Here is a 14,196-nt window from a genome sequence, read left to right on the forward strand (position 1 = left end):
GAGAATGCCGAGGTCAGAAGTCTGACTGAGTCGGCAGGGGAAGCTGGCGGTACTCGTCGGGAGTGACGTCGATCTTGCGAACGCTGCCGTCCGGGGAGGTGACGGTGGCCTCGGCCCAGAAGCCGCTCGGCGCCGAAGCGGTGCCGTAGTTCGACACCAGGCTGTACGTCCTGTCCTTGCCGCAGTGGATCTCGCGATAGTTGACGCGGGTCATCGTCGTTCCATAGGTGACGCGCACGCGCTCACCGGGCTGCAGGTGCACCGCACCGAGGGCGGTTCCGACGGGCATGTAGGCACGATAGGTGGTGCCGACCGAGCCGAGCCATCCCGCCGGCGGGCGGCCGTAGCGACCCATCCAGTTGGTGGGCCCGTTGTACTGTGCGCCCACGACGAAGTCGGTCACCGGGTGGAAGTCGTAGGGGGCCTTCGACCAGTTGAGGAAGTCCGTCGAGTAGCCGGGCTTGCGGTAGGTGGGCTGGATCGAGGAGATGTCGTAGGGGTACCACGAGATGTCGCGGGCACGGCAGGCCTGGCCCTTCGTCGGCCAGGACGGATCCTTCTGTGGAGCGGTGGCGGGTTCGACGACGTGGTCGATCGGTGTGGCCACGGACTCCAGGCTGGGGCCCGAGATGGCGGTGTAGCCGTCTGATCCCATGGGCTTGCTGTTGGCACCCGCGTGGCGAGACGGGATCTGCATCGCCACGTCCGAGATGGAGCCGTCGGCGTGGATGAGGTAGACAAAGGCGTAGCGCTCAGCCGGACCGGTGCCGCGGATGACGTTGGCGTCGTTGGAGTTCTGCAGGACACCGTCCTGGCAGGTGACGAACATTGAGATGAAGTCCTTCTCAAGGACTCCGTATTCGACGCGAATCGACTCACCGGGCTTGAGCTTGACGGGACCGACGGTCTCACCCTCGACCCAGCCATTCGACAGCTTGAGGCCGATGTCAGACTTGGCGGTGGTGTCCCATCCGGAGGGGAGCTTCGCCGCCGAGGTCGCCGAGATGGCGTGGTTGGTCTCGGTTTCGATCGTGCCGGTGTATGGAACGACCTGATCGGTGCGATTGGTGAACTGGATCGTGCCGTCGCTAAGGTAGCGCCGTCCCGTCTCGCCGTAATGCCACTGGGGGTATCCCTGGGCGTGGGCGGAGGCATCCGTGCACGGCTCGTAGAGGTGCGCTACCGGATAGCCCTGCGGCCAGGGCGGAATGACGGCGTGTGCCGTCGGACTTGCATACATGGCAGACACCGCGAGGACTGCCGAGGCAGCCGCCGCGAGAACTCTGCGCCCTGGACGTCTCTTCAAAGGCATGGGTTTTCATACTCCTCACGGGTTCGTATCCATAGGAATTGGTGTGCTGGACAGAATCCCCACGGAAGTCGATGCACGCCCTGTCACGGAGATGGGCAACTGGCCCAGGAGAATCTGCAGCCCAATGCTAATGACGCGGAGGGTCAGTTCAGGATGTCTAGGTGTACTGACCGGAGAGGTTGATTGACCCGTACTTAGTCAGCGCGGAAGGTGCGCCGGTAGTTCGTGGGAGTCACGTCGATCTCTCGACGCAGGTGACGCCGTAGCGTGCTTGCTGTTCCCAAGCCGGTGCGCTGCGCAATGACGTCCATTGGCAGGCTGCTGTTTTCCAGTAGGCGTCGGGCAGAAAGAACCCGCTGGTGCAGGATCCATTGCAGAGGGGTCTGTCCCGTCTCAGCAACGAAGCGCCGCGCGAGCTGCCGTTCGGACAAGTGCGCATGGCGCGCCAGATCGGCGACGCTGAGCCTCTGCTCGAGGTGGTCCACGATCCAGTCGGTGAGCTCGGCGAAACCGTGTGTCGTGGGAGCTGCCGCTGGCTCGATGTATTGGGCCTGGCCGCCTGCTCGGTGGGGCGGTACCACCATGCGGCGGGCAATACGGGCGGCGACCCGCTCCCCAAGGTCCCTGCGCACCAGGTGCAGGCATAGGTCGATTCCGGCGGCCACGCCGGCACTAGTGGCGACCTGTCCGTGGTCCACGTAGAGCACATCGGGCTGCACCGTGATTTCGGGGTACAACCGCCGCAACTCCCCGGCGTCCTGCCAGTGCGTGGTGGCGGTCAGCCCGTCAAGGAGCCCGGTTGCAGCGAGGGCAAAGGCGCCAGTGCACACCGACGCGACTCTCGTGCCGCGCTCGTAAGCGTTGCGGAGCACCCTCAGCGTGTCGTCATGAGGACGGTGATGGGGCCGGTAGCCAGGGATGATGACCGTGCGGGCGTGGGCCAACGCATCCAGGTCATGGACGGCGCCGATGCTGAATCCGCTGGAGGTCATGACGTCATCACCGTCGAGCGCCGCCACCGCGAAGGTGTACTCCTCTTCGGCGGGATGCCCGAAGACCTGGGCAACCGTCGACAGGTCGAAGGCGACCACTCCGGGCAGGGCGAGGGCGACGACGTGGTGTGGCACGCACCGATTATGGCAGGAATTGCGCGCACTACGTCATTCCTGCCCCTCGCACTGGGCAAGGCGCCCCGACAGGATTGATGCCATGAGCAAGCGCATCGTGATCGACCTGTTCGACGGTACGGAGGAACTCGACGCCGTCGGCCCGTGGGAAGTGCTGTCGTACTGGACTCAGACGTATCCGGCCGATGGTTGGCGGGTGGACCTGGCCACGGATGACGGCCAGCCCCGCCGCTGCGCCAAGGGACTCCAGGTGGTTCCCACCGCAGCCAAGGCAGCGGTGCCGCGCCCGGACCTCATCGTGGAGCCGGGAGGACGCGGCACCAGGGCACGCCTTGCGGACACTGACCACCTGCGGTGGCTGTGCGACGCCGCCGAGAGCGGTGCCCTGGTGAGCAGTGTCTGCACCGGGGCCCTGATACTTGCCGCCGCAGGGCTCCTGCGCGCACGCCCGGCTACCACGTACCACGCAAGGTTCGACGAGCTACTCGCCCTCGACCCGACCATCACGCCATGCCCCGACCAGCGCTGGGTCGACGATGGGCAGATCGTCACCGCGGCCGGCGTCTCGGCGGGCATCGACATGGCCCTCCACCTCGTCGGTCGACTCGCCGGCCCCGGCCGCGCCCGACAGGTACAGGACGGCATCGAGTACCACCCGGCGCCGCCCACATGGTCAACGCCCACACACCACTGACACATCCCCTTCCCAGAGCAAGGAGCCATCACATGACCGAAACCCGTAAACCCACCCCGCCGTTCACCGCCGAAACCGCCGCCCTCAAGGTGCAGGCCGCCGAGGACGCGTGGAACACACGCGACCCCGAGAAGGTCGCGCAGGCCTACAGCGTCGACACCGTCTGGCGAAACCGTGACCAGACGATCACCGGCCGCGACCAGGTGATCGCCTTCCTCACCGACAAGTGGGATCGGGAACTCGGCTACCAACTCCGCAAGAACCTGTGGGCGTTCACCGACGACCAGATCGCCGTGCGATTCCAGTACGAATGGCACGACCATGACGGCCAGTGGTGGCGCTCCTACGGCAACGAACTGTGGCGCTTCGACGCGCACGGCTACATGACCCATCGCGAAGCCAGCATCAACGACCGTCCCGTCAGCCAGGAGGAGCGACGCGTCACCCCAGGCCAGGGCGAGCTTCCCACCTGGTAACACCCCACCATCCCGCGACCGGATGCCCCTGTCTGTCGAGATGACGCGCGGTGCTTGCCCCGGGGCTGGACCATCCGCGTAACAGCACCAACCAGCTGGCCGGCGACCGTAAGGTCGCCGGCCGCTTTCGCATCCGAAAGGCTCTACGTGTCCCACCCCAACGCCGCTCTCACGCCCCGGCACCGCCTGATCGTCGGCCGTCTCGTGGTCGACGATGGCTTCCCGATCAGCGAGGTCGCCGCCCGCTTCCAGGTCTCCTGGCCCACCGTGAAGCGCTGGGCCGACCGCTACCGCACCGGCCAGTCCATGCAGGACCGCTCCTCACGGCCCCGCCGGTCGCCGAACAAGACCAGCCACGCAACTGCGAAGCGCTGCATCCGGCTTCGCCTCCGACTGCGCGAAGGCCCGGTCCAGCTCGCCTGCCGGCTCGGGATCGCACCGTCCACGGTCCACCGGATCCTGGTCGACGCCCGGCTGAACCGGCTCTCCCACGTCGACCGCGCCACCGGGGAGCCCGTCCGCCGCTACGAGCACGACCACCCCGGCGCGATGCTCCACGTCGACGTGAAGAAGCTCGGCAACATCCCCGACGGTGGAGGCTGGCGCTACGTCGGCCGACAACAAGGCCACCGCAACCGAGCCGCCACACCCGACAAGCCCCGCAACAAGTGGCGGGATCCGCTCATGGGCAAGGCCTACGTCCACACCGTCATCGACGACCACTCCCGCGTCGCCTACGCCGAGGTCCACGACGACGAAACCGCCCTCACCGCCACCGCCGTCCTCGTCAGGGCCGTCGAGTGGTTCAACGCCCGCGGGGTCACCGTCGAGCGGGTCCTGTCCGACAACGGCGGCGCCTACCGGTCACACCTGTGGCGAGACACCTGCGCAGAACTCGGCATCAGGCACAATCGCACGAGGCCGTATCGGCCACAGACCAACGGGAAGATCGAGCGCTTCCACCGAACCCTGGCTGACGGCTGGGCCTATGCCCGCTGCTACACGTCCGAGACGGAACGACGCAGTGAGCTCGACAGCTGGCTGCACTACTACAACCACCACCGCCCGCACACGGCCTGCGGCAACCAGCCGCCGTTCTCACGATTGACCAACGTCCCCGATCAGTACATCTAGGCATGACGAGGCCATAAACACGCCTCGGGACGGGTTTTTCAAGGATGAGGAGGACGATTCACCACCTGCGTGGTACGGCGCGCTTCGCGCGGGCAACGGCAACCGTCGGACGGGCCGACGTCCCTGCAGGTCCACGATGACCACTGGTTACCCGCCGGGCCCTTACTGCTGGTCCCGGCAGGCACCCTCACGCTGAGCGTCGTGCTCTCCCCGGCATTCGGCACGATCCAGCTACCCGTCGAGCAGGCGTGGCCGGTCCTGGCTGTACATGTGCACGGAGGCAGTGTTGATGTCAGTTGGTTCCAAGTGCAGGCAGCGGAACCTCGGCATCAGGCTCGCCGGTGATGCGGTTGCGCAGGTCTCGACGGGTGAGCTCGATGACCCACATCCAGAACACGTGCCCGAGGGACTCGCTGAAGTGCTCACCGAAGGGCTGGTGCCAGGGGGCGGGGACGGTGCCCATGGCTGGCATGAGGATGAGATGGAAGAGCACCCAGATGGCCAAACCGAAGACTGCGCCCTGCCACAGCTTGACGCGAGGGTATTTTTCGGCCAGCAGCGCGTATACGACGGCGAAGAAGATCGAGAACCCAAAGTGGACGATGAAGCTCACGTAGGGGAGCGGCCACCCGTTGAAGGTGTACGTCATGTGAGTGAAGTGCTCGCTGAACCCAAGTTGCTGAAGGAGCTGCTGGGGAGGGTTCGTGGCATTGCGTGCCGCAGTGCGCGGAGGCAGCGGAACCTCCCAGCCGAACTTCACAATGGCGCCGATAATTCCGGCGAGCACGCCCGCCCATAGCGCGGCTCCAAACCTTCGGCGAGACGGTTCCGTGGTGCTCGAGGTCATGTGACCAACTCCTTTCATGACCCGGTGCTCCGGGACGATGACGTGCTGACAAAATGATCGTGGCGTGGAAGACCCTGCACGATCAACAGCGGCACATTACTACGTTGACAACGCATGATGAGGTGGCCATCGTCGGGATGACGCCGTGTTCAATGCGACAAGACTCTCTATCCCAGTCGCTGCACGGCGTCACTGCTCACGACATGACCGCTCACGGCTGGCAGTGGTTCAGCATTACGTTGCGTCCTTGCTACGGCTAGCTGTACTGACCGGGGAAGTTGGTCAACCGGGTGATGGGTGGGGGATTCCCGCAGGCTGGGTGGCGTCTGTGGTGATTGTAAGAGTGGAGCCAGTTGGTCAGGGAATCAGCGGTCCGATGATGAACTTCTGACCACCTCTCGACGACAGTTCGGCCTCGACCTGCGTCAGGTCGAGGCCGAATTGTCCTTGTCAGACACAGCGTCTGTCATGGCAACCATGTGATGACCACATATGGTGTCTTTCCAGTCATAGTGAGACTTGTCGCTGGCCCGAGCGCCCTCGGCAGCTTCAGCATGCGACCGTCAGGCAGGGACAAAAAGTTCTGCACGACGGGCTGCGTCGGCTGGACATCGCGGGGTCACGAGTCGAGGTAGTTCTTGAGCAGGCTGGGCCAATCGGTCTGGATGATGTCTGCGCCACGGCGGCGCAGTTCACCCCAGCCCTTGTCTGGGTCGTCGAGCACTGAGGTCTCGTCGTCGAATCCGGCATACAGGGGGACCGCGTCGGCAAGGTTGATGGCGTTGAGCATCAAGCCGAAGCCACGCTCACGGAGCGAGTCGAGGTATGACGGGTCAGCAAAGGGATGGTTGAGGTCTGGGGCAAGCAGTTCGAAGGCCACCGTGTTCAAGGTCACATCGGCTGCAATCCGGTCAACCTGCTCTGGCGAGGTGACGATCGGAATGAAGGGGAACTTGGCGTCGTGGCCACCGAGTGCTTGCAGAGCCGTCTCGTCGCTGGCGTGGCACTTCACGGTGAGGTGTCCCACTGAACTTCGCTCCGCCATGTAGCTGAGCAGGTCGGGCCACCAGCGCCAGGAGCGGTCAATGTTGAAGATGGTGCTGGGGAACTTCTCAAGGACTGTGTCGAGGCGTTCGAGCGGATAGGAACCTGGTTCCATCAGGGCCCATGAGTAGTTGAGCTTCTCCAGTTCAGCGGTACTGAGGGTGGTGAGGTTGTCCTTGATGCCGAAGGCCATGGGCTCGTACCCGTCGTGGAACAGGTAATAGTCACCGTCGGTAGATGCGACGATGTCGATCTCGACGATGTCAGCACCCTCGGTGATTGCGGCCTTGATCCCCTTGCAGGTGTTTTCCACGATGCTTGCCCGACCGCTGCCGCGGTGGACGAGGATGGCTGGGTGATCGGCTTCAAGCAGATCGATGAGCTGCGAGTTGGTCTCGGCGTAGCGGGCGTGTCCGATCATGAGTTGGTAGCCTCCTGCACGGCGGTCTCAACGACGGCCTTCTTACGTTTGACGGCCTTCTTCTTGCCAAGACGCGAACCGCGACCATACACCAGAAACATGGTCAGGCTGGAGATGATCATCAGCACGACGGTGAAGACGAAGGTGAGCGGCGTAGTGTCGCCTGCGGTCTCATTCTCACTGGCGTTCTTGATGAAGATGCCCAACGGCTGGTAGAAGGGGTGCGCCAGGAAGACTGCGGTGTCGTAGTCATCCAGCATGGAATTGAAGTTCAGCGCGGTGATGGCCGCTGCTGCGGGTAGCACGAGGGGGAGCAGGACTCGCCGGAACGTGTAGAACTGGCCGGCTCCCAGCATGGAGGCTGCCTCTTCCAGATTCTGGTTGATACCCGTGAACGCTGCCTTCAGCATGCGAAGGGTGAACGGAATCTTTCCAATCACGTATGCGATGAGCAGGATGATCAGAGTACCGGAAAGGACCTGCCCGCCGACCAGCCAGTTTGGATGGTCGAAGGCGAGGATGAGTCCGAGGGCAGTCATGACGCCGGGCATCACCCAAGGGATGTGGAACAGGTACTCGAGCCCCACGGTGATGACATTGGTGTAGCGGGCGACGATACGGGCCACGAACAAGATGAGCGCCATCACAATGATCGATGCTGCCGCCGAGTAGCCCACGGACACGACGAACGGCCACGAGGCGGCCCGGTCAGTGAGGACACGTTGATAGTTCTCGAGCGTGAACGAGTGCCAGGACAGGCGGGCAAAGGAGATGGACTCCGCGTCGGCGAAGGAGAAGATGATGATGAGGATCGGGGGCAGCGCGTAGACCAGGAAGAGGAGGTAGGCCAACACATGGACCACAACGTTGGCGATCGGGTTGTCGATCTTCTGTTTGACGAGTCCCACCGGCACCTTGGACACCGAGAAGTAGGTGCCGCCGCGTTCAAGGCGGTTCAAGATCACCAGAAGCAGCATGGTGACGACCGCCAGAATCAGTGCCAGCGTGGCTGCGAGGTCCCGAGACCCCGGAGCATTGGCGAAGGTCAAAATCATCGGCGAGATGGTCTGAAAATCTCGTCCTCCCACGATCTGGGGAGCTGCCAGGGCGCCGAGACCGGATAGGAAAACCAGAATCGTGACGGCAAAAATCGTCGGCTTGAGCACTGGCAGAACCACCTTGCGCAGGATGGTCCAGTTGGAGGCTCCCATCTGCTTTGCAGCCTCGACGGTCTGGTAATCGACCTTGGCCATCGCGGCGGTTAGGAACAAAAGATGGTTTCCGGTGCACGCGAACGTCATGACGAATGCCACTGCGGTGAAGCCAGTGAACCAGTCAGCGTCGAGCGCAGGCACGATGGCGGTGAGGGCGCGGGTCAAAATGCCGTTGGGGCCGTAGAGGAACTTGTAGCCCGAGACCAGGACGATGCCGCCATAAATAAGCGTCGTGGCGTAACCGAACCACAGGAAGCGAGCTCCCTTGATGTCGTAGTACCGGGTGACCAGCACGATGAAGATACCCACGACGTTAACGGTGATCGACAGGGTGATAGCGAGAATCAGCGAGTTGACCAATGATTTCTTGGCCGGCTCCGACATCGAGAGCTTCTGCCAGGCCGACATACCCTCCTGGTGGGAGAACACGGTCTCGAGCAGGGCTACGTTCGGCACAATCAGGAAGGTGACAATGAACCACAGGGAGATTACCCCGACGACGATGAACATCGGGTTTCTCAGCATGGCGCGCATATCGGATTTCATGCTGCCGCCTTCTCATTCTGCGTCTCCGGGTACTGCAGAACGTTCTCGGGGTTGGTGAGTACTACCACCGGGTCGCCAGGCTCGAAGTGACGTGCCATCCCGTCCTCGGGGACTACGGACTTCATCGTCGTCTGGCCAAGCTTGAGCTCGTAGGTGTAGTTGATGCCGTGGTACGACTTGCCTGCCACGACGCCCTCAACTGCGATGAGTCCGGGAGGGGTGGGCTCTCCCTTGGCTGCGAGACGTACCTTTTCGATACGCAGGTAGCTGGGGAGGGTTGGGTCGATGTTGGTAGCACCAGCATCGACCATGCGCTGGGAGACACGGGGCTCCAAACGGTTGACGTCACCGAGGAAGTTGCAGACGAACTCGGTGGAGACCTCGCGCGGCGTGCCACACTGCTCCATGTGGCCTGCGTTCAAGACGGCTATGCGGTCTGACATGGCCAGGGCCTCGTCCTGGTCGTGGGTCACGTACACACTGGTGATGCCGAAGTGGGTCTGCATCTCCTTGAGCTGGATGCGCATCTGGTGACGCAGTTTGGCGTCGAGGTTGGAGAGGGGCTCGTCCAGAAGCAGGATCTTCGGTCGCATCACCATGGCGCGGGCGATGGCCACACGCTGCTGCTGGCCGCCTGACAGCTCCGAGATGCCGCGGGCGAGCTGTTTCTGGTTCAACTCGACCTCCTTGGCGATATTGGCCACGCGCTCCTCGATCTCTGCCTTGTCCTTTTTGGCAACCTTGAGGCCGAAGGCGATGTTCTCCTTGACTGTCAGGGATGGGAACAGCGCGTAATTCTGGAAGACCATGCCGATGTTGCGCTTGTCGCTGGCCACCTTCGTGACGTCTTTGCCGTCAATGAGAATGCGCCCTTTGGAGGGGGTGACGAACCCAGCGAGCGCCCGGAGGATGGTGGTCTTGCCGCAACCAGAAGGGCCTAGAAGAGTAAAGAACTCGCCCTTCTCAATGGTGAGGTTGAGGTTGGGTACGGCAACGAAGTCGCCGAATCGGATTTCTACGTTGTCATAGGTGATCATCGATTGTGCCTTTGGCTCTAGAGGGGGAGAGGCTGCCAGTAGCCAGACCTCTCCCCAGTGGTTGAGAGAGGGTACGGGCTTCAGCCCATGTACTGGAGCTCGATGTGCTCGATCCAGGCGTCAATGTTCTTGGCAACGAACTCCCAGTCGATCTCTTGACGGGTGAACGCATCGGTGGCCTTGACGGCCTCGGCGTCAGCCAAGCTGCTGGCCTTCGTGTTGGTGGGGGCCGTGAAGAATTGCTTGCTCCACTTGCCCTGGAGTTCGTGGCCACCGAACCAATCGATGAACTTCTTGGCCTGTTCGGCCTTCTTGGAGCCCTTGACGAGGGCAACGTGCTGTACAGCGAAGGGAACGCCAATCTTGGGCTTGACCGCCTCAGTCTTGATACCGTACTGCTTCTCGCGCTGCACCTTGCCAGCAAGCCACATCTGACCGGCATTAACTGTGCCAGACTTCATGCGGGCGTACAGGTCCTCACCCTTGACGGCAGGCTGGCCGGTCTTGAAGAAGGCTTCGATGTTCTTCCAACCCTCCTGCGAGACGCCGTCCTTGCCAGCATTGTCGCGATAGCGGGCGAGGATGCCGGAGACCACCATTTGGGTGGTTGCACCACCAAGGCTCGTAGGAACCTCGTACTTGCCCTTGAACTCCGGCTTCGTCCACAGGTCAGTCCAGTCAGAAGGAGCCTTGTCAGGGGTGGGGTAGGCCTTCGTGTTGTAGACGAGCATGATCGGTTCGCGCACGATGGGCCAGAACTGGCTTCCGTCACCGAGCTTCGCATCCACATTGGCTGCCCAACTGGGCTTGTACGCATCAAGAACGCCTTCGTTCTTGATCTTTTGAAAGAACACGTTGTTGAGCCCAAAAACCGCGTCAGCGATGGGGTTGTTTTTCTCCGCTATGAGGCGGTTCTGGATGTCACCGCCGCCCAGGTCGACGAACTGGAGTTTGAATCCGGCTCCTTCAGCCTCTTTCTTGAGCCAGTCACCACGTCCGTCAGAAACGGAGTTCGAGTAGATCACCAGGGTGTCGCTGCACCCCCGCGCCAGCTTGCTCAGCCACCGGAGATGAACAGGCACTAAGAAGTGTTACGCCTCCAGCGAGCGCAGTGCCGGCAATCAGGGAACGACGAGTCAACATGAAATACCCCTAAAGAAAGACAATATATCCCTAGTAGACCCATGCTTAGTAGGGCCTAAAGCACCTTGATTGTGACATCCAACCTTGACAGATCGCCCGCTGAAAGCTGAACAGACCATGAACAGCTATCGACCACATGCCACGCTGCTGGCTTAACGCTCATTGCGCTCCGAAATAGTCAGCTTTTTCCCATGCCCGCAAGACTGCGGGAGAGCAAGACTGCAGGAGAGTCAGCCGGCTCTCGTACGATTGTCCGATAAGAGACATTATGTCAATATTTGGGACGTGACCACATCGACTCCCATGCCCTACCACGTCGGGCGCTGGCGATTCTTCTTGAGCTCACCGCGGCGCTTCTTTGCGTCCAGACGGCGACGCTGGGATGCGCGAGTGCGTTGAGTGGCACGGCGCCTGTGTGGCTGAATGCACGCTGCCTGCAACGTTTCGACGAGACGAACGCGAGCCAACCTACGATTCGCAAGCTGAGACCGCTGATCATGAACCGCGACCGTCAGCACCCCGTCGACGAGTCGATTCTTGAGTGCCGACAGGATGATCGGGCGCAGATGGTCTGGGATGGCACCTGAACGCTTGACATCAAACATCAATTCCACCCGGGAATCAGCCGTATTGACGCCCTGCCCGCCAGGGCCGGGGCTGTGTGAGAATCTTTCCCGAAAATCCGCCTCAGTGATGACGAAGCCAGGCACAATCTCCATGCTGCCCGTCCTCGTCATCTCTCCCCCGCTCTCATGAATGATGTTCAATATGAAAGATGCCACGAGTCTGCGACCCCACACGAGCAAGTACTGTCGAATGGGGTCAAAAACTTCGTGGCACCTTTGCGGTAGGACCTCATCGGCCCCGCGTCATGCCTGAACGACGTCCTTCTTGGTGCGCAGTACTCCCCAACCCAGGATCGCCAACACGACACCCAAAACGATGCAGGCCACGCCCGCCCAGATTGCGATGGTACCGATGAGCCACCAGCCGTAGGCGTTGAGAAGCATGCCGCGTAGGCTGTCGCCCTGGAAGAGCGTCGCGCGGATGCTTTCCAGCTTCTTGCACTCATCAGTGTTCTTGGTTGCCTCATCGGCGGAGCACTTCATGTAGTCCCCCGAGACCTCCTGATATGTCCTGCCATTCGAGGCGGCCTTCATGTGCTCGTAGATGAAGTGATTCGCGAAAGCCTCTGCCTGCGGCCCAGTCGTCATCTGCTGACCCGCGTACTTGTCCAGCGCGTCCTTCATCTCGGGCGATGTCAGCGCCTTTCCCGACGGCATGGTGATTTTCTCTTGAGACAACTGATCAGTGACATAACCATGATCGAAGTTCCCGCCAATGGTTGCACCGATGCCAATGATGACGAGGACGACAGCGAAAACCTTGCACAAGGTGCTATGGACAATGCGAGTCATGACTCTCCCTCTTAAAATGACTCCGCCTGCCGGGCGAAATACAACGTAGAGTGGCCGCACGCACGGGGGATGCCGCGAGCGCCAACCTCAACCGGGTCATTCGTACTCTACACTGCGTCGGCCAGGTCAACACCCCAAAAATGCGACGTCGATCACAACGGGACAGGCCCACGACTAGGGCTCTCACAGCGTCACTGCAAGGCAACACTGTGTGCACAACGTCTCATACGATGGCGCCGGTCAACCCACATCAGAGCGATCGTCACGACGAGGGTCACGGCACCCACGTAGTACGGGCCTCCGATCCCCCACACAGAACGCAGGATCCCGGCCAGTGTTGGCGCACACGCGCCGCCAAGGAATCGGATACCTGAATATGCCGAGGACGCGACCTCACGTTGAATGTCACTGGCCGACATCACGATCTCAGTCATGGCCGTGTTGATGATCCCGATGAACAAGCCGCCAATAATGACCCCGATCACCTGCGGAATGGGGGAAATCCAGGTGGCGAGGATGATTTCGTCAATAGTGAACAGGACGAGGGTGGCCGTCACTGTTCGACGAATACCGACATGCTCACAGCAGCGAGGCCCGAGCCACACTGATCCGAGGGCCACCATGAGGCCCCAACCGAAGAACACCAGACCGAGGTCCAACGGGGTGAATTGACGACCTGCTCGAACTGACGCCTCAGCGACTGGGAATGGTGCGTAGGCCAGCAGGGTGAAGTATCCGTAGTTGTAGAACAGCGCCGCCGCCATGAGGATTGACAGCCGAGAATCGACAACAGCCTTGAATGGTTCGGCAGCCGACCTACGGCGCGAGGTGTCGATTGGGGTGGCAGGGACGAAGAATGCGATGGCGATGAGACCGATCGCCATGAGAACGGCCGTGGCCAGGAAGGGGCCCCGCCACGACAACGATCCCACAGCGCCACCGACGAGCGGGCCCAGGGCCATTCCGGCTCCAAGGGCCCCTTCGTACAGCATGATGGCGCGACGGGGATCAGCAGAGGCTCCCAGCACCGTCGCCAAGGCGGTCGAGACGAACAGAGCGTTGCCCACTCCCCAGCCGCCTCGAAACCCGATGATGAGGTTGACATGGCCAGACAGGGCGCAGGCCGTTGCGAAGGTGACGATGATGGCCAAACCAATGAGAAGGGTTTTCTTGCGGCCGATTCGGGTGGCGACCCATGACGCGAAAAACATCAGCGCTGCGGACACGAAGAGATAGGTGCTGAACAACAGCTCGGTCTGCCCAGGGCTGGCGTTCAGGGCCGACGAAATCTCGGGAAGAATGGGGTCAACAACCCCAACTCCCATGTAGGAGAAGGCCACCGCGATGGTGACGGCCCATACCGCGGGTCTGATGGGTTCTTTGCTCGTCGTCACTTGGTGGTCCTCGTCTCGTCGTCAGACAACGCTTCGACTGCCCTGCGCAAGGCAGGAAGGGCCTGGATCAGGACGGCACGATCCTCGTCGGTCAGTTTCCTCAGGGCGGGTACGACCGACTCCCCCGCCATCACCTCGCACCGGCGGCAGTAGGCGCACCCTTCATCGGTGATCTCGATCAATCTGCTGCGGGCGTCGTTGGAGTCACGCCGTCGCCTCACCAGACCGTCACGCTCAAGTCTCTCGACGATGTCCGTCGTGGTGGTCGGTCGGGTCCCCTCCACCCGGCTGAGGGTCCCGGTGCTGATGGTTCCCATGACTTCGAGGGTGTGCAGGACCCGCCACGTCACCGAGGACGGTGGGATGCCGGCACGTCGTTTGGCAAGGCG

The 14,196-nt window shown here is 61.9% G+C and carries 14 protein-coding genes; 3 read left to right on the forward strand and 11 right to left on the reverse strand.

Annotated elements, in window-relative coordinates:
- Positions 1 to 13: 13 nt before the first annotated feature.
- Entirely contained in the window at positions 14 to 1,312 is a 1,299-nt protein-coding gene (locus O6R08_RS05515) for a hypothetical protein (RefSeq protein ID WP_271419084.1), read from the reverse strand.
- A gap of 194 nt (positions 1,313 to 1,506) precedes the next feature.
- Positions 1,507 to 2,439, reverse strand: a complete 933-nt coding sequence (locus tag O6R08_RS05520) for a GlxA family transcriptional regulator (RefSeq protein ID WP_271419085.1) — start codon at positions 2,437 to 2,439, stop codon at positions 1,507 to 1,509.
- Positions 2,440 to 2,521: 82 nt separating this feature from the next.
- Between O6R08_RS05520 and O6R08_RS05525 the strand changes: the two genes are divergently transcribed.
- From O6R08_RS05525 to O6R08_RS05535, 3 genes are all read left to right on the forward strand, one after another.
- Positions 2,522 to 3,133 carry a DJ-1/PfpI family protein gene (locus O6R08_RS05525; RefSeq protein ID WP_271419086.1) on the forward strand — a complete coding sequence of 204 codons (612 nt, stop codon included), beginning with the start codon at positions 2,522 to 2,524 and terminating at the stop codon, positions 3,131 to 3,133.
- Positions 3,134 to 3,165: 32 nt separating this feature from the next.
- Positions 3,166 to 3,609 (forward strand): nuclear transport factor 2 family protein, encoded by a 444-nt coding sequence (locus O6R08_RS05530; RefSeq protein ID WP_271419087.1) that lies wholly within the window; start codon positions 3,166 to 3,168, stop codon positions 3,607 to 3,609.
- Between the two features lie 147 nt (positions 3,610 to 3,756).
- Complete coding sequence (locus O6R08_RS05535) at positions 3,757 to 4,743, forward strand: IS481 family transposase (protein ID WP_271419088.1); 987 nt, start codon at positions 3,757 to 3,759, stop codon at positions 4,741 to 4,743.
- Between the two features lie 292 nt (positions 4,744 to 5,035).
- On the opposite strand, the gene O6R08_RS05540 is transcribed toward O6R08_RS05535, so the two are convergent.
- The 9 genes from O6R08_RS05540 to O6R08_RS05580 form a co-directional block, all read right to left on the reverse strand.
- On the reverse strand, positions 5,036 to 5,590 hold the full coding sequence (locus O6R08_RS05540) for a YagU family protein (RefSeq protein ID WP_271419089.1): 555 nt from the start codon (positions 5,588 to 5,590) through the stop codon (positions 5,036 to 5,038).
- A gap of 619 nt (positions 5,591 to 6,209) precedes the next feature.
- The gene (locus O6R08_RS05545; protein ID WP_271419090.1) at positions 6,210 to 7,055 is read right to left on the reverse strand and encodes a glycerophosphodiester phosphodiesterase family protein; all 846 of its coding nucleotides are present in this window, start codon (positions 7,053 to 7,055) and stop codon (positions 6,210 to 6,212) included.
- Positions 7,052 to 8,815 (reverse strand): ABC transporter permease, encoded by a 1,764-nt coding sequence (locus O6R08_RS05550; protein WP_271419091.1) that lies wholly within the window; start codon positions 8,813 to 8,815, stop codon positions 7,052 to 7,054. The genes O6R08_RS05545 and O6R08_RS05550 overlap by 4 nt, the downstream gene beginning before the upstream one ends.
- Positions 8,812 to 9,852 carry an ABC transporter ATP-binding protein gene (locus O6R08_RS05555; protein WP_271419092.1) on the reverse strand — a complete coding sequence of 347 codons (1,041 nt, stop codon included), beginning with the start codon at positions 9,850 to 9,852 and terminating at the stop codon, positions 8,812 to 8,814. The genes O6R08_RS05550 and O6R08_RS05555 overlap by 4 nt, the downstream gene beginning before the upstream one ends.
- An 80-nt stretch (positions 9,853 to 9,932) precedes the next feature.
- Positions 9,933 to 10,934, reverse strand: a complete 1,002-nt coding sequence (locus O6R08_RS05560) for an extracellular solute-binding protein (RefSeq protein WP_271419093.1) — start codon at positions 10,932 to 10,934, stop codon at positions 9,933 to 9,935.
- Positions 10,935 to 11,303: 369 nt separating this feature from the next.
- Positions 11,304 to 11,714 carry an alternative ribosome rescue aminoacyl-tRNA hydrolase ArfB gene (gene arfB, locus O6R08_RS05565; protein ID WP_408640137.1) on the reverse strand — a complete coding sequence of 137 codons (411 nt, stop codon included), beginning with the start codon at positions 11,712 to 11,714 and terminating at the stop codon, positions 11,304 to 11,306.
- A 150-nt stretch (positions 11,715 to 11,864) separates the two neighbouring features.
- Positions 11,865 to 12,413 (reverse strand): hypothetical protein, encoded by a 549-nt coding sequence (locus O6R08_RS05570; protein WP_271419095.1) that lies wholly within the window; start codon positions 12,411 to 12,413, stop codon positions 11,865 to 11,867.
- Between the two features lie 191 nt (positions 12,414 to 12,604).
- Positions 12,605 to 13,738 (reverse strand): MFS transporter, encoded by a 1,134-nt coding sequence (locus O6R08_RS05575; RefSeq protein WP_271419272.1) that lies wholly within the window; start codon positions 13,736 to 13,738, stop codon positions 12,605 to 12,607.
- 65 nt (positions 13,739 to 13,803) lie between these two features.
- Complete coding sequence (locus O6R08_RS05580) at positions 13,804 to 14,124, reverse strand: MarR family winged helix-turn-helix transcriptional regulator (protein WP_271419273.1); 321 nt, start codon at positions 14,122 to 14,124, stop codon at positions 13,804 to 13,806.
- Positions 14,125 to 14,196 lie beyond the last annotated feature (72 nt).

Origin of the sequence: Cutibacterium equinum (assembly GCF_028021195.1) — a bacterium.
GTDB lineage: Bacteria > Actinomycetota > Actinomycetes > Propionibacteriales > Propionibacteriaceae > Cutibacterium > Cutibacterium equinum.

Bases quoted from the DNA above. Each gene is read 5' to 3' on its own strand.
- O6R08_RS05530 (WP_271419087.1), top strand. From the start codon at position 3,166: ATGACCGAAACCCGTAAACCCACCCCGCCGTTCACCGCCGAAACCGCC.
- O6R08_RS05550 (WP_271419091.1), bottom strand. From the start codon at position 8,815: ATGAAATCCGATATGCGCGCCATGCTGAGAAACCCGATGTTCATCGTC.
- O6R08_RS05580 (WP_271419273.1), bottom strand. From the start codon at position 14,124: ATGGGAACCATCAGCACCGGGACCCTCAGCCGGGTGGAGGGGACCCGA.
- O6R08_RS05570 (WP_271419095.1), bottom strand. From the start codon at position 12,413: ATGACTCGCATTGTCCATAGCACCTTGTGCAAGGTTTTCGCTGTCGTC.
- O6R08_RS05525 (WP_271419086.1), top strand. From the start codon at position 2,522: ATGAGCAAGCGCATCGTGATCGACCTGTTCGACGGTACGGAGGAACTC.
- O6R08_RS05555 (WP_271419092.1), bottom strand. From the start codon at position 9,852: ATGATCACCTATGACAACGTAGAAATCCGATTCGGCGACTTCGTTGCC.
- O6R08_RS05540 (WP_271419089.1), bottom strand. From the start codon at position 5,590: ATGACCTCGAGCACCACGGAACCGTCTCGCCGAAGGTTTGGAGCCGCG.
- arfB (WP_408640137.1), bottom strand. From the start codon at position 11,714: ATGGAGATTGTGCCTGGCTTCGTCATCACTGAGGCGGATTTTCGGGAA.
- O6R08_RS05545 (WP_271419090.1), bottom strand. From the start codon at position 7,055: ATGATCGGACACGCCCGCTACGCCGAGACCAACTCGCAGCTCATCGAT.
- O6R08_RS05575 (WP_271419272.1), bottom strand. From the start codon at position 13,738: ATGGGAGTTGGGGTTGTTGACCCCATTCTTCCCGAGATTTCGTCGGCC.
- O6R08_RS05515 (WP_271419084.1), bottom strand. From the start codon at position 1,312: ATGCCTTTGAAGAGACGTCCAGGGCGCAGAGTTCTCGCGGCGGCTGCC.